We start from the raw sequence: 20,341 nt of genomic DNA, 5'->3' as shown, positions 1-20,341 counted from the left end.
CACATTACTTCGTTCCAATATTTGATTTCAAACAAATCAACATTCTCTTCATTTAATTCTATTATCGCATGAGTGCACAAAAACTACAAAAAAAGACCAAGTTTCCTTGGTCTACAAGCTTGCTTTCATCTCCATAACAATATCACGAAGTTGAGCTGCTCTCTCAAAATCAAGAAGTGCCGCAGCTTCTCGCATTTCTTTCTCGAGTTTTTGGATAAGTTCATCCACAGCTTTTTTATCTTTACGTTTTCCTTTATTATTGCGGATACGATGTGTCAATTCAGCGGTTTCTTTTCCTGCAATTACATCACGAATTTCTTTTTTTATGGTTTTCGGAGTAATGCCATGTTTTTCGTTATACGCAATTTGGATATCGCGTCTTCGTCTCGTTTCATCAATTGTTTTTTTCATGGAATCCGTTATTTTATCTGCGTACATAATAACATGACCGTTTGAATTTCGAGCTGCACGCCCTACAATCTGAACAAGTGATCGATAGGATCTTAGGAATCCTTCTTTATCGGCATCAAGAATCGCAATAAGACTTACCTCAGGAAGGTCTAACCCTTCTCTTAAGAGGTTAATCCCAACAACGACATCGTATTTTCCTAAGCGTAAATCTCTTAATATTTCAATACGTTCCAAAGTCTTGGTTTCATGATGAAGGTATGCGACTTTAATACCCGTTTCAAGAAGATAATTCGTTAAATCTTGAGCCATCTTCACCGTAAGTGTCGTGATCAGGACACGTTCATCACGCTCACGACGTTCGAGAATTTGGTCAATTAAATCATCCACCTGTCCCTGACTTTTTTTAATTTCAATTGTCGGATCTAGAAGTCCAGTTGGTCGAATAATTTGTTCAACGACCTCATGATTCACTTTTTCAAGTTCATAATCGCCAGGTGTCGCAGAAACATATATCGTTTGTTTTTGAACACTTGTGAATTCCTCAAATGTCATTGGACGGTTGTTCATGGCACTCGGCAAGCGGAATCCATATTCCACAAGTGTCCGTTTACGGGACTGATCACCGTTGTACATCCCTCGAACTTGCGGTAATGACACATGAGACTCATCCACAACAAATAAATAATCATCAGCGAAATAATCGAATAATGTATAAGGACGTTGATTTGGATCTCGACCATCAATATGCATGGAGTAGTTTTCAACACCCGAGCACATCCCAAATTCCCGTAATGCCTCAAGATCATATTCAGTCCGTTGTTTGAGGCGTTGGTATTCAACCAGTCTATTCTCAGATTCAAAATAAGCAAGACGTTCCTGCAACTCTGCTTCAATCCGGTCGGCTGCAGGACGAATTTGATCCATATCTCGAGCATACTGATTTGCCGGAAAGATATCGTAGACTAAATAACCTTCACGAACATTCCCGGTAATGCGATCGACTTCCACGATTCGATCAATTTCATCGCCAAAAAATTCAACGCGAACCACGATATCGTCACGATCACCGCGAACGACTTCAATCACATCACCACGAACCCTAAATGTTCCGACACTTTGTTCAATATCATTACGCATGTACTGACGCTTCACAAGATCACGCATCAAATCTTCCCGCGAAATTTCTTGTCCAACGCGCATTACGTAAAGCATTTCTTTATAGTAACTTGATCCGCAGTTGCATAAATACTCGCCACGGATGCGACAATGATTGTGTCACGACGTTGTAATACCGAGTTTTGTGCAGCGTGTCGCAGCATATCCAATTCTTGATTAATCATTGAACTTTTTCGATATAAGTATCTGAGCCGGGTAAGTAAGCTTCTGGCTGATAATAATCAAAGTTTGAAACGAAGTATTCAACCCGGTTATTTGGAAAAAATTCTTTGAACTCTGAATAAAGTTGCCCAGCAAGTGTCTTGTTATGTACAAAAACAAGGGTTGGTCTGTTTAACTTCGCAATAACTTGACTTACTGTAAAGGTTTTACCCGTTCCAGTTGCCCCTAAAAGAACTTGTTCTTTTTTACCTTCTAAAATTCCATCTGTAAGTGCACCAATTGCTTTAATTTGGTCCCCTTTCGGTTCGAATTTGGAAACAAGTTCAAATTTATGTTCCTCTTTATTTGCCATTTTTCACAACCTCAATTGCTTTTTGTAACTGGACATCTCGAGCATTACGGTTACTTGACCACTCTGAAACAACCGAACTGTACAACTGCTCTTGAACGCTATGATCAATCGTATCATTTATCGTTAGATTAAGATTGGCTTTATATTTCATTAAGGCTTCTGATGTTTGGATATCATAATAGCCATCCGTACGGCCATTGTGGTATCCTAAAAATTTGAGCGCATTTTGAGTATACACAACCGCTTCATGCACTGCATCAACGTGTATTTCCTTAGAATCGTCTAACACGACAAAATTGGTATAGAAAATTGCCGGTAACTTCACTTCCACATCCGGTTTAATACCCGTACCGTGAATATTATTTCCTTTTGGTGAATTCCACTTCGCAATTGTTACTTTTAAAGCACTCTTATCAGGATATTCATGTTGTGTTTGAACTGTCCCTTTTCCATATGAATTAACACCAACAACTTGAACGCCACGATTTTCTTGGAGTGCTAGTGTCAGTACTTCCGAAGCACTTGCAGATTTTTCGTTAATAAGTACTGCAATATTTTTGAATGGGTACTGATCTTTCTCACTATCTGTCACTTTATACACCTTCTCAGAATGGTTCATAAAGTCTTCTTTATAGACAATTTCATCATTATCAAAGAAAATTCGTGCAATGTCCTCGATAGCTTGTAAGTATCCGCCGCCATTATCGCGTAAATCAATTACGAGTTTATCGATGCCTTGCTCCAGAAATTCATCAAGATAAAGCTTCGTTGCATCCGCAAGATTTTTACCAAATGAGGATATTTCGATATAACCCACGCCATCACGAATCCCGCCCCAAACCAGTGCGTTAATCTTTCCACGCTTAATATCAAACTCGATCGGTTTTTGATCACGTAAGACTTCAACTTTAACTGAAGTACCTTCCTTTCCCATGATTAATTCTTGAATTTTTTCACGATCTACGGTTTTAATTTCAACACCAGCAACTTTAGAAAGGACATCACCCGCTAAAAGGCCAGCACCTTCCGCTGGGGATCCCTTAAATACACGAGTAATGATATTCGCACCATTTCCTGCGTAATATTGGACACCAATACCATCAAAATTCATGTTTATCGACTCATTTAAATTATTCATTTCTTCTTGAGTCATGTACGAAGTATGTTGATCTCCGTTTTTTTCAAGCATCCCTTTTATCGCATTATCAATCATTTCTGATTCCGGATGATCCATATCCGTTTTAAAATACCAACTTGCAAGCAAATCACGGTAAACACGATCAAAACGCTCTACGCCAGCATGAGCCTCTGTTGGCCCTCCCGCAAAGCTTGAAATTTTATTAAATTGAGTACCAAGTAAAAATGCAACAATAATCACGATTACGATTTTAAAAGCCTTGCGTCGTTTCTGTTGGTCTTTTGCTATTTCATCAGGCCATCGATGACGTTCGAGTTTTATACTTACTTTTTTATTTTTATCTTTCAATGAAATCACCTCAATATGGTTATAGTTTACCATAGACTCAGCCTTAAGCGTTAACATAGACTATGGTAAAAGTAATCTAATATAATCCTAGCATAAGGGAATAAGAATTCAATGTTATAATATTAATAATCACAAATAAATCACGGAGGACACATTATGAAACGAATTGCAGTTTTTTGTGGATCAAAAATGCCACAATTGCCGATTTATCGCGATGAAGCGATACGACTTGCCACGTATTTTTCACATCATGATATTCAATTAATGTATGGTGGCGCAAAAGTAGGGATTATGGGGCTTCTTGCGAATACGATGTTGCAAGAAGGCGGATATGTTATTGGTGTAATGCCAAAGGTTCTTGCGGATAAGGAAATCCTCCATGAAGGACTCTCCGAATCCATACTTGTGAAGGATATGCATGAACGAAAAGCACTGATGATGGATATGGCAGATGGGTTTATTGCTTTTCCCGGTGGATGTGGAACGATGTAAGAAATTTTTGAAGTCATTACATGGAATCAGATTGGAATTCATAACAAGCCTTACGGTTTCTTAAATATTAACCATTACTATGATGGGATTCAAACATATTTGGATACAGCAGCAAATGTCGGATTCTCATCACATGAACAGATTGATTGCATTATTTTTGAATCGAATTTTGATGCGTTTATCCGTCAAATGGAAGCGAAACTGATGGATTCATAATTTGGATTTGAGCAGAAAAAAAACTGAGTCTATTGAGCTCAGTTTTTTTAGTAGAGTCCAAGCGTTGATTGCGGATGTAATCGACATGGAACACCGTAGCCTTGATCACAACGTCGACCACCACTGCTTGCAGATCCTGTCCCAAAGTTCATAGTACTATTCTCAGCCCATAAACTCCAAGCATCATAGATTGATCCACCACCCATGTTAATGGTTTCAACATGTAAGTGAGGTCCGGTTGATGCACCGGTATTACCCGTGAGTCCAAGTACTGAACCTGGATGAACAATTTGTCCTTCCGAAACATAAACAGCACTTAAATGGGCAAACAGAATACCATAATTTTGGCCGTTTACGTGCACAAGGTATGAAATATAGTTTCCATAACCTCCACCACAAGCCCAGTTTCCTTCAGAACATCCGGAATTCGTTGCAACAACCATTCCAGTTCCTACTGAACGTGCATTGTTTCCATAATAGACTTCAAGATCCACACCCATATGAGGTGAGCCCCAGTCATACTCCCAAACACTGTTTCCTACTCGGTATACTCCCGGATCGAGAGGCAGTGAAAATCCACTTGTTGATCCACCACCCGTAGAGCCTCCTCCAGTTGATCCACCACCGGTAGAGCCACCATTTGATCCTTGAGAACCTGAATTATTATTTTGTTCTTGGGCAAGTTCATGAGCAAGTTGTTCTGCTAACGCTTTAATCTGAGTTTCATGCCCTGCATTAACATACTGAATTTCATCAAGTTCATCTTGTAATTCTGCTTCTTGTTTTTGAAGTTCTTTCACAATTTCCTCGACATGTTTCTCGTAGATCTTTGCAGTCTCTTTTTGAAGTTCGATGTCCTCTTTGTGAAGTTTAATTTCTTCACGCTCAACTTCTTGAAGTTTCTTATCTGCTTCAAGTTCGAGTTTGATTTTATAGATTGAACGTACAAGTTCTTCATTATAGCGTTTAATGGAACTCAATACTTCAAACCGTCGCACAATTTGAGAAAAATCTTCGCCCGTCATCATAAATTCAAAATAACCATTTACGCGTGTAGCAGATTGCGCATTTAACATATAGGATTTAACCTTTACGTCTGTCTCTTCAATCTTAGCTTGTCGTTCATCAATCGATTTTTGAAGCTGAACAATCTGTGCTTCAGAAACGCGAATCTCACCTTCGATTTCTTTTATTTTTGAATCTAAACTTGCGATTTGTTCTTTATATCCGCTTAAGTTTTTCATTTCTTCTGTTAAGTTTGCCTTAATATCTTTCTGAGATCCTTCAAGCGCGCTCAATTTTTTCTTATTTTCTTCAATTTGTGCGCGTCTTTCTTCTTGTTCTTTTGTTGTGTCTGAGGACGCAGCAAATACAGTTGTACTGATTGCAGGTGTTAACGTTCCACCAAGCACAAACAACGCAAGAAATATACACAGTCCATTTTTGATTATTTTTTTCATACAATCACTCCTATTTCGTAATAGTACAGAACTATGAACAAATCATAGACGAGTAGGATACTAGGCAAAGAAAGTACAAACGGAGATTTGTACTTTTTTCTATAATTAAATTCCTAATGTTTGTCGCGGATAAAGGCGACATGGAACACCGTAACCTTGATCACAACGTCGGCCCCCGTAAGAAGCCGGACCTGTTCCAAATTGAGGATCACCATTCCATCGGTTCCAAGCATCTAAAATGGTCCCAGGTCCCATATCAATTGTTTCAACATGAAGATGTGGTCCGGTTGAAGATCCGGTATTTCCTGAAAGTCCAATTTGACTACCAGCAGATACTACTTGATTTTTTGAAACCGATACAGCGGATAGATGGGCAACAAGAATTCCATAGTTATGTCCCCCTACATTTACAATATATGAAATGTAGTTTCCATAACCACCACCGCAACTCCAATTGCCTGGATAACAGCCTGAATTGGTTGAAACAATAAGTCCATTACCAACCGCAAATACCGGAGTTCCTTGACTTACACCTAAATCGACACCAGCATGAGCGCTTCCACCATATTCTTCTGGATAATGCCAAACATCGGCAGTGACGCTAAAGGTCCCTGATGGGAGTGGTAATGTAAAACCATTGCCACCTGTTCCAGGTGTTGAGGGAAACTGAAGTTCTTTAATACGTTCTTCATCCGCTTTGTTTTTGTCATTAATGCTCGCAATTTGCTCTTGGGCTTCTTTTTCTTTTTGATGAAGCTCTGTAATGACGGCGCGAACACGTTCCTCAAGAAGTTTTGCTTCTTCCTTTTGAAGTTCCGAAGCTTCTTTACGTAAAACAATCGCTTGTTTTTCTTTTTCTTGTTTTGCTTTATCTGCTTCCAATTCTGTTTTAATTTCATTCATTTCACGGATTAGATCTTCGTTATAACGTTTAATGGCGCCCATACCTTCAAGACGACGAACCATCTCAGCGAAATCTTCAGCACCCATTACAAACTCGAAATAACCGTTAACACGAGAAGATGATTGGGCATTGACCATATAGCCCTTAACCTTCTCTTCCGTTTCTTTAATCTTTTTCGCTCTCTCATCGATACTTGTTTGAAGGCGTTTGATCTCTTCTTCCGAAGTTGCGATCGCTGTCTTCATCGACTCAATTTCTGCTTCAAGATTTTTGATTTGTTGGCGATAATCATCCAACTTAGCGACTTCTTCAGAAAGTTGTTCTTTAATATTAGCCTGTTTCGACTTTTGCGCCTCGAGCTCTTTCTCACGTTCAGCAATTGAATTTTGAAGTGATTCAATATCCTCAGCGTAGATTGGCACCGTAACAAACACGGGTGCCAGCACGCCAGCAAGCATTAATACTACTACTAATATGATTATAACATTTCTGAAAAATTTTTTCATCGTGACCACCTTAAGAATTTACCCACTGAGAAGAGACTTCCCAATGCTCCTACAACAATTCCAATTAATGCTAGAATCCCTGAGATTTGTAGTGATAATGGATAAACTGCAACCAATTTAAACATTTGCGATATTAATATACCGCCCGTTGCTTGATATAAGTATTGATATCCAAATATCGATATAACAATAGGAATTACTGCTCCGAGTAATCCAATTATCATCCCCTCGATGATAAACGGCCAACGGATGTACCAATTGGTTGCACCCACCGTTCGCATAATACTAATTTCACGACGACGTGAATGAATTGAAACACGTATCGTATTCGATATTAAAAATACAGCAATCACAGCAAGTGTGATTACAATAATAAACCCGATATTTCGAACTTGTTCAAGCATACCAAGGAAATCAGTTGTTCCGCTTCCTCCGTAACTTGTTTTATAAACACCTTCGATTTTCGCAATTTTATTTGATAAGTCTTTAATTTCATCCCCCGATTTGGCATTGATTAAAAACGCGTTCAACATCGGATTGTTTTCTCCACGATAACCACCGTAAAGACTTTCGGCATCTTCTGAGGCATTGGCTCGAATAAATGCATCAAGCTCGTTTTCTTTGGATGAAAACTTAACATCTAAAACTTCTGGTAATTGTTCAATTTGTTTTTGAATTTCATTAATCTGTGATTTTTCCTCATAGTCATTCGAAATCTGAGCATGGATCTGAACACTTTGTTCCATTGATTTCGTAATTGTGCTAATGTTTACACTTAAAAATAGAAAGATTGACATTAGTAAGAGGGTCACAGTAACCGATGAAATACTTGATAGTGATAATGCAAAGTGTCGTGTAACACCTGTAAAACCATCTTTGATATGACGCCAGACTCTACCCATGGTTGATATATCCTCCCGCAGTCAAATCTGCCACCAAGTGGCCTTCATCTAAAGCAATTGTACGTTTTTTGTTTTTATTAACAATTTCAACATCGTGTGTGACCATTACGACTGTTGTTGCTTCTTCTTCATTAATGCGTTCCAATAAATGAATAATCTCCGTTGATTTATCGGGATCAAGATTCCCTGTTGGTTCATCACAAATAAGAACTTTGGGTCTATTTGCAATCGCGCGTCCAATTGCAACACGTTGTTGTTGTCCCCCTGATAATTCATTCGGATAAGCATTTGCCTTTTCAGTTAAATCCACAAGTCTTAAAACTTCGCGTACACGCTTGCGTAATTCAACGCGTGGTGTATTAACAACTTCAAGTGCAAAAGCAATATTCTCAAATACTGTTTTACGTTCTAATAATTTAAAGTCCTGAAATACTACTCCAATGTGACGTCGATAGAGCGGCACTTTTGAATGTTTTAATTTACCTACATTAAATTTCCCAACTTTAACGGTTCCTTTAGTAGGTATTTCTTCACCATTTAAGAGACGAATCATCGTAGATTTTCCTGAACCTGTCGGTCCAATGATATAAACAAATTCGCCTTGTTCAATTCCAAGATTAATATTATAGAGCGCGTTAACACCGTTTTTATACTGTTTTGATACATTTTCGAAATATAACATCGATCAACTCACTCCTTTTATCATGTGTTATTATATCACACCGTTTATGTCCATAATGTGAAAAAGTATGGTAGGCTATGTGATTGATGCCTTCATAAAGCCCTTCCCATGAACCTCCGTAGCATCTGATACAATCAAAAATGCATTTGGATCAACCTCTTTAACAAGACGCTCCAGCTCGACATATTGGTCCTTCATTAATACCGTTAAAATAATTTCACGTGATTCATTCGTATATCCACCAGTTGCCGGAATGCGCGTTGATCCTCGATCAATCATAGTATGAATACGATTTAAAACTTCATTTACTTCATCGGTTATAATAAATACTTGTTTTGCTTGCTCTCCTGAAATCATCTGAATCTTATCAATCGCTACCGCTGAAGTAAAAATTGCTAAAAACCCAATCAGGACATTGTTCAATCCATAACTCTTTAGGCCTAGTAGTACTGTAACAGTATCGATAAGTGCAATCCATACAGAGACCTTAATCCCAGTATACTTTGATAGAATTAAGGGTGGAATATCCATACCACCAGTACTTGCACCAGTCCTAAATGTTAATCCCAATCCAATTCCCATTAATGCGCCTCCAAAAATCGAAGCTAGTATTGGCTCAACGACAGGTGCGTATCCGACTGTTGATAGAAGGTTAATTAACAAAGGGGATAATATTGTACTCGCTAGCGTTTTAATTGCAAATCGTTTACCTAAGAAAACCAACCCTAATAGAAACGATGATGCATAAATAATATTAATCATCAATGCTTTTTCAATCCCTATAAATGGGTAGAGCGCAACGGATACACCCGATACGCCCCCAGAAAGAATATTATTGGGTAGTATAAAAAATGTTACAGCTACCGCAAGTACAAAGTTTCCTAGAAGTAAAAATAGCAAGTCGCTTAAATGTTCTTTTATACGATCCATTCTATACTCCTACATTCATTTTTAAAAATGCTTCAATAAAATCATCAATATCACCATCTAATACATCACCATATTGGCTCGTCTCAAATTTTGTACGATGATCTTTCACCATTGTGTATGGATGAGCGACATAAGATCGAATTTGTGATCCCCATTCAATAAGCTTATGCTCACCCTTTATGGCTGCAAGTTGAGCTTGTTTTTCTTCGATTTCTCTTTGATACAATTTGCTCTTAAGCATCATTAAGGCTTCTTCTCTATTTTGAAGTTGACTTCTTCCCGCTTGACATGTCACAACGATACCCGTTTTCTTGTGCGTTATCCGCACTGCTGAATCCGTTTTATTAACATGTTGTCCTCCAGCGCCTGTTGCACGCATGGTATCAACATCAATGTCTTCTGGTAAAATTGTAATTTCAATACTATCATCAAACTCGGGTGCGACATCAACGGAAGCAAATGATGTGTGACGGCGACCTGATGAATCAAAAGGACTAATTCTAACAAGACGGTGCACACCCTTTTCAGCTTTAAGATAACCATATGCAAACATTCCAGAGACGGAAAAAGATACGGACTTTAGCCCTGCTTCATCGCCATCAAGATAGTTAAGAACACTAATCTTAAATCCGTGATCTTGCGCCCAACGTGTGTACATACGGTACAACATTTCTGCGAAGTCTTGACTCTCTGTCCCACCGGCACCCGGATGGATTTCCACAATTGCATTTTTTTGGTCGTAGTCATGACTTAGAAGTACAAGTACCGAGAAAGATTCCATTTCTTTTTGAATTTCTTTAACTTCTGCTTCAAGTGAGGTTTGAAACTCCTCATCCGACTCTTCTTTTAGTAAAAGAATGCTATCGGAGCATGACATCAATCGTTCGCGTAAATCGTGATGTGTTTCAACGACTTTTTTTAATTGATTCAGCTTTTGAATATGTTGAGAACTGTGACGATGATCATCCCAAAAACCGTCCTCAACCATTTCTGATTCAAGTTCTTTGATTTTAGCTTCTTTTTGAGCTAAGTCAAAGTGAATCACCAAGTGCTTTCAAATCAGATGTTGTTGAATCAACAATCTGTGCTATTTCAAATAATTCCATCGTATCACCCTATCTATTGTCTGTACTCTATTATTTTTACGTTTACACAGAACATTACAATGTCTTGTGCAATTTGTCCTAGCATTTCTTCAAACATTTCAAATCCTTCAGTCACATAAGCCTGGAGCGGTTTATCCTGTGCATAAGAGCGCAAATGAATCCCTTCTCTCAACTTACTCATAGCATCGATATGATCAACCCATGATCGATCAATCATGTTAAGAACAACTTCTTTTTCAACACGAGTAAATTGATCTTGAACATCAGAAATTTTGGTTTCATATTTTTCCCATGCAGCATCCGTGATGATTGTTTGAATATCTTCTTGTGATGCTTTATCCAACGATGTTAGATCGAATGTGTCATCGATCAAACCAAGTTTGTCTAATGCTTCTACAAGTCCTTCCTTGTCAATTGAAAGATCTCTTGACTCTGTATTTGTATACGATGCGATGGTATCTGATACAACACGTTTATACATTTCTTTAATTATTCCATGAACATCTTCGTTTTCTAAAACGTAATCGCGTTGTTCATAAATGATTTCACGTTGTTGACGTAGTACATCATCATAATCAAGCAGTGTCTTACGAATGTCAAAGTTGACCCCTTCAACACGTCGTTGTGCAGCACTAATTTGTTTTGTAATTACTTTGTTTTCAATTGCTACATCTCCCAATTGACTATAAACATTTTCAAAACGCTCACTACCGTGACGCAGCATTAAATCATCTTCAAATGAAACGAAGAAACGGGACAGCCCTGGATCCCCTTGACGACCTGAACGACCGCGTAATTGGTTATCAATACGACGTGATTCATGACGCTCACTACCTAAAACTGCAAGACCACCTAACGCTCTTGATTCTTCATCAAGTTTAATATCGGTACCACGACCAGCCATGTTGGTTGCAATTGTTACAGAACCTTTACGCCCTGCTTTTTCAATAATTTGTGCTTCACGAGCATGATTTTTCGCATTTAAAACTTCATGTTTAATCTTACGTTGTTTCATCATCATACTTAAGTATTCAGATGTTTCAACAGCAACAGTACCCACAAGCACGGGTTGTCCTTTTTCATTAAGCTCACGTACGGTTTCAATAAGTGCTTCAAATTTCGCCTTGCGTGTACCGTATACAAGATCTGGTAGATCTTGACGTGCAATCGGACGGTTTGTCGGAACTTCTAAAACACGCATGTTATAAATTTCGAGGAATTCTTCCTCTTCCGTTTTCGCAGTTCCGGTCATCCCTGAAAGTTTATTATAAAGTCTGAAGAAATTTTGATACGTTACGGTTGCTAACGTTACCGTTTCTTGTTTAATTGTTACGCCTTCTTTTGCGCACAGTGCTTGGTGAAGTCCATTAGAATACTCACGTCCTTCCATCAAACGTCCTGTAAACTGATCCACAATCACCACTTCATTATCTTGAACAACATATTCAATGTCATTAAGCATAATGTAATTTGCTTTTAATGCATTATTGATATGGTGCACCAACGATGTATTATCAAGATCATAGAGGTTATCTACTTTAAAAGTGCGTTCTGCCTTTTCAACACCCGCTTCAGTAAGTTGGACTGTTTTTGACTTAACATCAATTACGTAGTCTGCACCTTCGCTTAGTTTTTTCGCAAATTTATCTGAAGATTCATACAACTTCGCACCATCACGTGCACCACCTGAAATAATTAAGGGTGTTCGTGATTCATCAATGAGAATCGAGTCAACCTCATCAACAAGCGCATAGTTTAAAGGACGTAAAACACGTTGTTCGACCTTTGTCACCATATTGTCTCGAAGATAGTCGAAACCAACTTCTGAGTTTGTCGTATATGTAATATCACATTCATATACCTCGCGTTTACCTGAAGGTGATAAAGCTCGCACGTTTATACCGACTGTAAGTCCTAAGAATCGGTGAATCTCACCCATCCATTCCGCATCACGTTGAGCAAGATACTCATTAACCGTAATAACATGAACCCCTTTACCCTCTAACGCATTAAGGTAAGCAGGCATAATTGCAGTTAATGTTTTCCCTTCTCCGGTCTTCATTTCCGCGATATCACCGCGGTGAAGAATTATAGCCCCCATGAGCTGAACAACATATGGAAATTCGCCAATAACGCGATATGCAGCCTCACGTGCAACAGCATAAGCTTCCACAAGAAGATCATCTAAAGTTTCCCCTTGCGCAATACGGTTTTTAAATTCATTAGTTTTTTCTTTTAATGCTTCATCAGATAGAGCTCGCGTCTCATCTGCCAATGCATCAATTTCATTTGCAATTTTTTCAATTTCATTTAAAATGTTACGATCGCCACTAAAAAGATTACTTAAAAATCCAGCCATAATTCAAGCCTCCATTCCTTGATATTGTAACACATAACGATTTCAGAATACATAACTAAAAAAGTTGGCATGACCAACTTTTTTACTCTAGATTCTCACAATATTATGTGCTTGCAAACCGCGATCGGATTCCACAAGTTCAAATTCAACTTCAGTACCCTCTTCAATGGTTTTAAATCCTTCCATAATCAGATGTGTGTAATGGAAAAATATGTCTTGGCCATCTTCTGCCGTGATAAATCCGAATCCTTTGTTTTTGTTGAATGTTTTAACTTTCCCCTTCATTGTACAGACCCTTTCTAAGCATATTTATATACTTTTAATTTCAATAAAATTATACGATAGAGGTACTTAAAAGGCAAGTGAAATCGCTTACTTATGGCTTGGTAACGTCCCCGCGAGGCAGAGTGCCTCAATCTGATTGACATAGGGGCTGAGTTGACCTGCAATTGTTTCTAAAGTATTTCCAGTTGTTACAATGTCATCAATGATTAAAATTTTCTTTGTCTTTGTGTGTAGGACTTTTTCGAGTTGAATATGATTTCTGATCAAGCACCGCTGTTGCGCATTACATTGAGCTTGCTTTATGGGTGCCGTGTTGATGAGGTTGATTCCACTGCACTTGAGGCCGATATTTTCAACTAAATTTTCTAAATGATTTTTCTTACTACTTTTAGTTGTATTTTGGTGCGATGGCGCAATAACATAATGGTACCCTACATAATGAAGTCGAATCCAAAGTCGATGATATTCAAACAAATATCGTTTCAGATAATCATCATTATGAACTTTGTATCTTAGGATAAGGTTTCGAATAAAATCTCGATACTCAAACAATACACACGTTTTGACGGAAAGGTCTTCGCGGTAAAATTTCTTGATTCGTAGCTGGGCACAACAGCATGAACATAACAAATGCTGCCTTGGATGCATAACCGAATCAATGAATGGTTTCATTCCAATGCTCTTAAAGCAAATATCGCATGCTTGTTCGCACTGTCGATGATCTGTTTTGCCCTTTGTAAGGACGGTGTCAATTCGAGAAAAAAACACATACATACTCCTTTTTTTGGATTCAAACCACGTTCTACGCGTCCAGCAATTTGTACTAATGATGAAGTATTAAAAATTGGGTGATCTGCATAAAGTACAAATACATCACATTTTTAAACGTTACACCGCGTTCGAGTCCCGTTGTGCAAACGAGTACCCCTCCACATTCTCTAAAATGCTCCAAGACCACGTCACGATTTGTGGTCTGTGATGTAATCGAAGGCACACGTAATAATAACGATAGCACCTGCGCCAGCTTACGTGTTGGTACAAATATGAGCAAACTCTCTTTTTTGTTTTTTCGATACTCAATTAACATTCGTAGTATTGGAAAGAACGATTGAATATAAATTGGGACCGGTAAAAGTTTCCCACTGGGACGCAATGATGCATATAGATGTTTTACCTGCTTGGACTCGCATAAGGATTCAAGGTATGCATTACATGTTGCACTAAGATAGACGATACGTCCTTTACAAGCGTTCAAAACAAATTTAAGCAACAACGCATCATTTGCAAATGGGAAGGCATCCGGCTCATCTAAAATTAACAGATCAAATTGATGATCGTATCGATAAAGTTGATGCGTCGTACAAATAATAAGCGGTGCGATAACATCATCCGTTTTCCCACCACATACACATGCGACTTTGACAGTTTTAAAATACAATTGAAATCGTTCATACAACTCAAGCACAATTGCTCTACGAGGAACTGCCCAACAAACACATTTCCCATCTCTCAGTAATTGTTCAATAAGGGGGGCACAGATTTCTGTTTTCCCAGCACCACAAACCGCTTCTAAAAATACATCTTCCGTCTTAACCAATTCACACAAACGATTCGCAATATCGTTTTGATATGCTGTCAATTTAAAAGGAAGTGTACATATCGCATCATTGTTGGTTACAGACTCCTGCCGACATGACTCCAAATCCACGAGATATTGACTGTAATAAAGACATCTTCGGCATTTATCATTTTGAACGATGTAGCCGCAACGGTCACAAATCATTTAAATCACCCAATAATAAGTATGGTGCGCGCTTAAATAAACCTAAAAAAAACCACTCTAAGAGTGGTCTTATATTATTTGTTAATAATTTCTTTACCTGCTGCTAAAACGGAAGCTAAGTTTTGTAAATCGGAAGGAACAATAATTTTTGTTGCTTGGCCATTTGCTGCTTTTTCAAACGCTTCAAAACTCTTAAGTTTTAGATAAGCGCTATTTGGATCAATAGATGCTAACAGTTGTGCCCCTTTAGATTGAGCGTCAAACACACGTTCCATAGCTTGGGCTTCCCCTTCAGCTTCTGTAATCATTGCTTCTTTACGAGCTTGAGCTCGAAGTACGGTTGATTCCTTTTCCCCTTCAGCAATCAGAATTGCAGAGCGTTTTTCCCCTTCTGCACGTAAGATTGACTCGCGTCGTTCACGTTCAGCACGCATTTGTTTTTCCATTGCTTCTTGAATATCACGTGGAGGAATAATGTTTTTAACTTAAACACGTTGTACACGAATACCCCAAGGATCTGTTGCTTCATCAAGAATTGCTCTCATTTTTGAGTTGATGATATCACGCGACGTTAAGGTTTGGTCTAACTCCAAATCCCCAATTATATTACGAAGCGTTGTTGCTGTAAGATTTTCAATAGCATTAATTGGATTATGAATACCGTATGTATATAATACTGGATCTGTAATTTGGAAATAGACAACCGTATCAATTTGCATTGTTACGTTATCTTTTGTAATAACAGGTTGTGGTGCAAAGTCTTGAACACGTTCCTTTAAAGAAACTTTATTGGCAACACGATCTACAAACGGCAGAATTAAATGCATTCCCTTATCGAGTGTATGACTGTAAGCACCTAATCGTTCAACAACATAGGCATTTGATTGCGGAATCACACGAATGCAATATCCAATAATGATTAATACTAATGCTAAAATGACTAAAAATAAAATTATTCCTGGCATGTTAAGCCTCCTCTACACTTTTCACAATTAATTTTACACCCTCTATGACAATAACTTCAACACGTGTATGTGCTGAAATTGAAGATTGATCTGCCGTCGTTGCGGACCATTCCTCGCCATGAACCTTGATTTTTCCCCAAGAATCTTGGTTAATTTCTTCATTTAAAATAAATTGACGGCCAATTAAACGATCCGCATTCGTCGAAACAACATTACCTCTTAAGAGATTTTTAGTCATTGGACGAATCATAATTAATGCCGCAACACTTACTATAGCGAAAACCGCTAACTGTACTGCTACATTATCTGTTAAAAATGTTGTACCTAGTGCCGCAAGCCCAGCAAATGAAAACCAAAGGGAAACCAAATTTCCAACCGTGATTACTTCAAGCACCAACATCCCTAAACAAACAATTAGCCATACCCAATCCATCGTTAATGTCATAGTATCACTCCCTCTTCATTTAGTGATGACAAATCAAATGTTAGAACACGTTCTTTTTTGTCATAATTCGCAATAACCTTCTGACCGTCAAGATTTTTCCCTACTTTAGCAGAGATTAAATCACACAACGCTTTATTATTTACCTTCGCATAACCTTTACCAATTGAAATTTTATGCAAATTCTCGACTGGATAGACATTCAGTTCAAGATCGCGTTTTGTAACTGGCTTAATGCCAACCTGCCCATCTTTTGAAAAACCAACCAAGACATACTGACTGTCTTTAAAATGAGATGATGCATTTTGATTTAATGTTAAACTTTTTTCAGTCAAATTCACAACTTGAAGTTGTGAATTTCCTGTTACCCATTCAAACATAGCGACCTCCTTTACTTTTCAAATTATACCACTAATTTCACTAATTTCAATATTTTCGCCAATAATTAGTGAAATAAAAAAAACTGATCCCCTCGTAAAGAGAGTATCAGTCTTATTTCTACCAAGGTTTTATCGTATTACCTTCTACGAGATACGCATGCTCGGCATACTGTGCGAGTGGATCATCTGAATAGGAATCAGAATAGAAATCTTCCATCAGACCCAAATCATAAAATGCTTCCATACGTGCAACTTTTTCAGCACCCCAACAATTATGTTTGAGATTCTTCCCAGTTTTTGGGTCAACAACCGAAGCGATCAATTCAATACCTAATTCATCACAAATTGGTTCAAGCATAAACTCCGGTGATGCTGATATAATTAAATCATCATCACGTTTTTGTTCAAGATACCATGGTTTAATCTTATCACGATGTTCATCCCAAAATTCTAAGACTCGTTTTCTAATATCAGGAATCGCCGTGAAATACTCATAAAAAACCGTTTTCATTTCTGTCTTATCAATCTTTCCACGTTTATAGTCAAGCGCTGCTTTGATTTGACGCGGCCAAAATTTCATGATCGATTTATCACGTTTTAAATTGTACTTATAGAAATCCATGGAACTATCCCCATCATAAATGGTCTTATCGAAATCATAAACATTCATTTATTCTGCCCCCTTTTCTACAGGATATACTTTTGGTTTTTGTTCTTTTTGAATCTGTCGTAGGCGTTTATACTTATCCTTCATTTTGATATAGACTTCTGCAGTCTGAAGACAATCTTCTGAACCTCGATGTCCCACTAAACGCTCAACATTAAAGTAAATACATAAAGTTTCTAATTTATGGTTCTTAGAATCTTTATTTAAAAGCCTTGAAACGCGGAGCGTATCAACGTAATCGTTATGCATACGTTTCCCAACAACATCGAGATAAGCATCATAAACAAGACCATAATCAAACATTACATTATGACCAAGAATAACATCAGTCCCAATAAACTCAACAAATTGTTCGATAACCTCATTTATTTTAGGTGCATCGGAAACCATTTCTTCGGTAATGCCAGTTAGCTCTACAACAAAAGGAAGAATTGAATTATCAGGTTTTACCAATGTGGAAAATGCATCGACTTGTTTATAATTTCGATACTTTATCGCACTTAATTCCGTTACGTCTTCAAACTTATTACTACGCCCTGTTGTTTCTAAGTCAATTACCGTAAAATTAGGAACAAAATTCAGTAGATTTTCTCCTACACTTCGCATTACAAATCCTCTTTTTCTAAATATATTGTAGCACAATCAGTCTAAAACCACAGTTTTTTTTATTATCAACCGCATACGCGAAACCCCTTTACGATTCATAAAGGGGTTTTGCATAATGTTATTATTTTGCGGAAGCTACCATTAAGTCAGCAACGCGTTTTGAGAATGTTACTGGGTCTTTAATAGGAAGTCCTTCGATTAGACATGCTTGATCATATAAGATGGTCGCAAAATCACCGAGTTCCTCAGGTTTGTTTTGATGAACATTTTCAAGTGCATCAAGCAGTGGATGTTCTGGATTAATTTCTAAAATCCGTTTTGCTTTCACGTGTTCCCCTTGATCAGGAATCGCATTCAACACTTTCTCCATCTCAAATGAAACACCCTCTTCACTGACGAGACACACTGGGTGATTTACGAGGCGAGTGGATAAGGTTACATCATCAACTTCATCCTTTAAAGCTTCTTTTAATGCTTCAATTAAAAGTTTATGCGTTTCTTTTTTCGCTTCAATTGATTTTTTAGTTTCATCATCAACTAAATCAAGGTCCCCTTGATTAATTGATTTGAAGGCTTTGCCCCCATACTCACGCAACATTTGAATTGCAAATTCATCAATCTCATCTGTGAAATAAAGTACTTCATAACCTTTTGAAACAACAAATTCAGTCTGAGGTAGATGAGCACATTTTGTTTCGTTTTCACCAGAAACATAATAGATTTCTTCTTGATCTTCTTTCATACGTTCCATATATTCTTTGAACGCTACCAAATCATCACCCTGTGAACTCTTAAAGAGGACAAGATCCTTTAAGGCATCGCTTTTTGATCCGTAAGACGTGTAAATACCATATTTGATTGAAAGACCAAAGTTTTTCCAGAATGATTCATACGATTCACGATCGTTTTTCATCATTAGCTCTAGTTCGCTTTTGATCTTTCGTTCAATTCGTTTTGAAATCGCAGCAAGTTGTCGATCATGTTGTAGGATTTCACGTGAAATATTTAGATTTAAATCAGGTGAATCCACAAGTCCTCTTACAAATCGGAATTCTTCCGGAATTAAAGACTTGCTGTGATCCATGATAAACACGCCACGACTGTAAAGTTGGAGTCCGGGTTCAAAGGATTGTGAGTAGAAATCCATTGGAACATGTTTGGGAATAAACAGTAATGCATCGAAAGAAGGGTTTCCTTCAACTTTCATCTGAATTGTTTTAAATGGATCATCATAATCATTGAATTTATCTCTATAGAATTGATTTAATGCTTCCTCAGTAACATCATTTTTGGATCGTTTCCAAATTGGAATCATTGAGTTTAAAACTTCGACTTCGTCTTCTACTTTCATTTCAATTGGATAACGAATGTAATCTGAATATGTTTTGATTAAATTCTTGATTGTGTACTCATCAATAAATCGTTCATAAAATTCGTCATCCGTATTGTCTTTAATCTTACATACGATTGTGGTTCCGTGTTTTTCCCGTTCTGCTGCTTCAATTTTAAATCCATCTAATCCATCCGAGCTAAACTTATAAGCAGCTTCAGAACCATAAGCCTTTGAGATAACATCAACGTGATCACTTACCATAAACGCAGAGTAGAAACCCACACCGAATTGGCCAATGACGTCAACCGCATCATCACCTTCCTCAAGCGCTTTTTTAAAGGCATGCGAATCACTTTTCGCAATTGTCCCCAGATAAGTTTCTAATTCTTTTTCAGTCATACCAATACCATAGTCATGAATGGTTAAGGTACGGTTCTCCTCATCCAATTCAATTTCTATTTTTAGATCGTCTTTACTGATTTCAATCGAGGTATCCTGCAAAGATTTATAGTAAAGTTTATCTTCCGCATCACTCGCATTTGATATGAGTTCTCGCAAGAAAATTTCCTTGTTTGTATAGATAGAATTAATCATTAAGTCCAGTAGCCTTTTTGATTCAGCTTTAAATTGTTTTGTTCGAGCCATTCTATTCCTCCTTAGCACTCTAATTCGTTAATTGCTAATATCATATCGCATTCTTGTATTTTGTCAACGGGTTTGAGAATTTTTTTAGTGC

Annotated in this window: 16 protein-coding genes and 3 pseudogenes; 1 reads left to right on the top strand and 18 read right to left on the bottom strand. The window is 37.7% G+C overall.

The features are described from left to right. Positions 1-111: 111 nt before the first annotated feature. Together uvrB and EEI45_RS02435 are read right to left on the bottom strand one after the other, a co-directional pair. A pseudogene (gene uvrB, locus EEI45_RS02440) lies at positions 112-2,101 on the bottom strand (excinuclease ABC subunit UvrB). Further along, the gene (locus EEI45_RS02435; RefSeq protein WP_228410463.1) at positions 2,091-3,644 is read right to left on the bottom strand and encodes a S41 family peptidase; all 1,554 of its coding nucleotides are present in this window, start codon (positions 3,642-3,644) and stop codon (positions 2,091-2,093) included. Before EEI45_RS02435 ends, uvrB begins: the two are co-directional and overlap by 11 nt. Before the next feature lie 99 nt (positions 3,645-3,743). Here EEI45_RS02435 and EEI45_RS02430 point away from each other — a divergent pair. After that, a pseudogene (locus EEI45_RS02430) lies at positions 3,744-4,295 on the top strand (LOG family protein). Positions 4,296-4,342: 47 nt separating this feature from the next. Here the strand turns inward: EEI45_RS02430 and EEI45_RS02425 are convergent. The 16 genes and pseudogenes from EEI45_RS02425 to htpG all read right to left on the bottom strand — a co-directional run bounded on the left by EEI45_RS02425 (position 4,343) and on the right by htpG (position 20,250). Further along, positions 4,343-5,755, bottom strand: a complete 1,413-nt coding sequence (locus EEI45_RS02425) for a murein hydrolase activator EnvC family protein (RefSeq protein ID WP_125164011.1) — start codon at positions 5,753-5,755, stop codon at positions 4,343-4,345. 105 nt (positions 5,756-5,860) lie between these two features. Then, positions 5,861-7,165 carry a murein hydrolase activator EnvC family protein gene (locus EEI45_RS02420; RefSeq protein ID WP_125164010.1) on the bottom strand — a complete coding sequence of 435 codons (1,305 nt, stop codon included), beginning with the start codon at positions 7,163-7,165 and terminating at the stop codon, positions 5,861-5,863. Then, positions 7,162-8,067, bottom strand: a complete 906-nt coding sequence (ftsX, locus tag EEI45_RS02415) for a permease-like cell division protein FtsX (protein WP_125164009.1) — start codon at positions 8,065-8,067, stop codon at positions 7,162-7,164. The genes EEI45_RS02420 and ftsX overlap by 4 nt, the downstream gene beginning before the upstream one ends. Then, positions 8,060-8,749 (bottom strand): cell division ATP-binding protein FtsE, encoded by a 690-nt coding sequence (ftsE, locus tag EEI45_RS02410; protein WP_125164008.1) that lies wholly within the window; start codon positions 8,747-8,749, stop codon positions 8,060-8,062. The genes ftsX and ftsE overlap by 8 nt, the downstream gene beginning before the upstream one ends. Positions 8,750-8,824: 75 nt before the next feature. Next, a complete protein-coding gene (locus EEI45_RS02405; protein ID WP_125164007.1) occupies positions 8,825-9,679 on the bottom strand; it encodes a YitT family protein in 855 nt (284 codons plus the stop codon). A 1-nt stretch (position 9,680) separates the two neighbouring features. Further along, a protein-coding gene (prfB, locus tag EEI45_RS02400) for a peptide chain release factor 2 (protein WP_125164006.1) occupies positions 9,681-10,785 on the bottom strand; the annotation gives its coding sequence in 2 pieces (ribosomal slippage) (positions 9,681-10,712 and positions 10,714-10,785; 1,104 coding nt in all). A gap of 13 nt (positions 10,786-10,798) precedes the next feature. Further along, the gene (gene secA, locus EEI45_RS02395) at positions 10,799-13,144 is read right to left on the bottom strand and encodes a preprotein translocase subunit SecA (protein WP_125164005.1); all 2,346 of its coding nucleotides are present in this window, start codon (positions 13,142-13,144) and stop codon (positions 10,799-10,801) included. 87 nt (positions 13,145-13,231) lie between these two features. Beyond that, positions 13,232-13,429, bottom strand: coding sequence for a cold-shock protein (locus EEI45_RS02390; protein ID WP_018580254.1), 198 nt, complete (start codon positions 13,427-13,429; stop codon positions 13,232-13,234). 87 nt (positions 13,430-13,516) lie between these two features. Further along, positions 13,517-13,981: a ComF family protein gene (locus EEI45_RS02385; protein WP_228410462.1), complete on the bottom strand. Its 465-nt coding sequence runs from the start codon at positions 13,979-13,981 to the stop codon at positions 13,517-13,519. A gap of 271 nt (positions 13,982-14,252) precedes the next feature. Beyond that, complete coding sequence (locus EEI45_RS02380; RefSeq protein ID WP_228410461.1) at positions 14,253-15,212, bottom strand: DEAD/DEAH box helicase; 960 nt, start codon at positions 15,210-15,212, stop codon at positions 14,253-14,255. Between the two features lie 74 nt (positions 15,213-15,286). Then, positions 15,287-16,177, bottom strand: a pseudogene (locus EEI45_RS02375) (SPFH domain-containing protein). 1 nt (position 16,178) lies between these two features. Then, positions 16,179-16,622, bottom strand: a complete 444-nt coding sequence (locus tag EEI45_RS02370; protein WP_125164003.1) for an NfeD family protein — start codon at positions 16,620-16,622, stop codon at positions 16,179-16,181. Then, on the bottom strand, positions 16,619-16,999 hold the full coding sequence (locus EEI45_RS02365; RefSeq protein WP_125164002.1) for a hypothetical protein: 381 nt from the start codon (positions 16,997-16,999) through the stop codon (positions 16,619-16,621). The genes EEI45_RS02370 and EEI45_RS02365 overlap by 4 nt, the downstream gene beginning before the upstream one ends. Before the next feature lie 118 nt (positions 17,000-17,117). Further along, entirely contained in the window at positions 17,118-17,669 is a 552-nt protein-coding gene (locus tag EEI45_RS02360; RefSeq protein ID WP_125164001.1) for a haloacid dehalogenase-like hydrolase, read from the bottom strand. Beyond that, entirely contained in the window at positions 17,670-18,272 is a 603-nt protein-coding gene (locus tag EEI45_RS02355; RefSeq protein WP_125164000.1) for a 3'-5' exonuclease, read from the bottom strand. A gap of 121 nt (positions 18,273-18,393) precedes the next feature. Continuing rightward, the gene (htpG, locus tag EEI45_RS02350; protein ID WP_125163999.1) at positions 18,394-20,250 is read right to left on the bottom strand and encodes a molecular chaperone HtpG; all 1,857 of its coding nucleotides are present in this window, start codon (positions 20,248-20,250) and stop codon (positions 18,394-18,396) included. Positions 20,251-20,341 lie beyond the last annotated feature (91 nt).

It is taken from the genome of Erysipelothrix piscisicarius, assembly GCF_003931795.1.
GTDB lineage: Bacteria > Bacillota_I > Bacilli_A > Erysipelotrichales > Erysipelotrichaceae > Erysipelothrix > Erysipelothrix piscisicarius.
This window is presented reverse-complemented; position numbering and strand designations above follow the sequence as displayed.

Excerpts from the sequence above, each read along its gene's own strand:
- EEI45_RS02390 (WP_018580254.1), bottom strand. The coding sequence starts at position 13,429 with ATGAAGGGGAAAGTTAAAACATTCAACAAAAACAAAGGATTCGGATTT.
- ftsX (WP_125164009.1), bottom strand. The coding sequence starts at position 8,067 with ATGGGTAGAGTCTGGCGTCATATCAAAGATGGTTTTACAGGTGTTACA.
- secA (WP_125164005.1), bottom strand. The coding sequence starts at position 13,144 with ATGGCTGGATTTTTAAGTAATCTTTTTAGTGGCGATCGTAACATTTTA.
- EEI45_RS02360 (WP_125164001.1), bottom strand. The coding sequence starts at position 17,669 with ATGAATGTTTATGATTTCGATAAGACCATTTATGATGGGGATAGTTCC.
- EEI45_RS02365 (WP_125164002.1), bottom strand. The coding sequence starts at position 16,999 with ATGTTTGAATGGGTAACAGGAAATTCACAACTTCAAGTTGTGAATTTG.
- EEI45_RS02435 (WP_228410463.1), bottom strand. The coding sequence starts at position 3,644 with ATGTTAACGCTTAAGGCTGAGTCTATGGTAAACTATAACCATATTGAG.
- EEI45_RS02370 (WP_125164003.1), bottom strand. The coding sequence starts at position 16,622 with ATGACATTAACGATGGATTGGGTATGGCTAATTGTTTGTTTAGGGATG.
- EEI45_RS02380 (WP_228410461.1), bottom strand. The coding sequence starts at position 15,212 with ATGATTTGTGACCGTTGCGGCTACATCGTTCAAAATGATAAATGCCGA.
- EEI45_RS02355 (WP_125164000.1), bottom strand. The coding sequence starts at position 18,272 with ATGCGAAGTGTAGGAGAAAATCTACTGAATTTTGTTCCTAATTTTACG.
- EEI45_RS02425 (WP_125164011.1), bottom strand. The coding sequence starts at position 5,755 with ATGAAAAAAATAATCAAAAATGGACTGTGTATATTTCTTGCGTTGTTT.
- EEI45_RS02405 (WP_125164007.1), bottom strand. The coding sequence starts at position 9,679 with ATGGATCGTATAAAAGAACATTTAAGCGACTTGCTATTTTTACTTCTA.
- htpG (WP_125163999.1), bottom strand. The coding sequence starts at position 20,250 with ATGGCTCGAACAAAACAATTTAAAGCTGAATCAAAAAGGCTACTGGAC.
- ftsE (WP_125164008.1), bottom strand. The coding sequence starts at position 8,749 with ATGTTATATTTCGAAAATGTATCAAAACAGTATAAAAACGGTGTTAAC.
- EEI45_RS02420 (WP_125164010.1), bottom strand. The coding sequence starts at position 7,165 with ATGAAAAAATTTTTCAGAAATGTTATAATCATATTAGTAGTAGTATTA.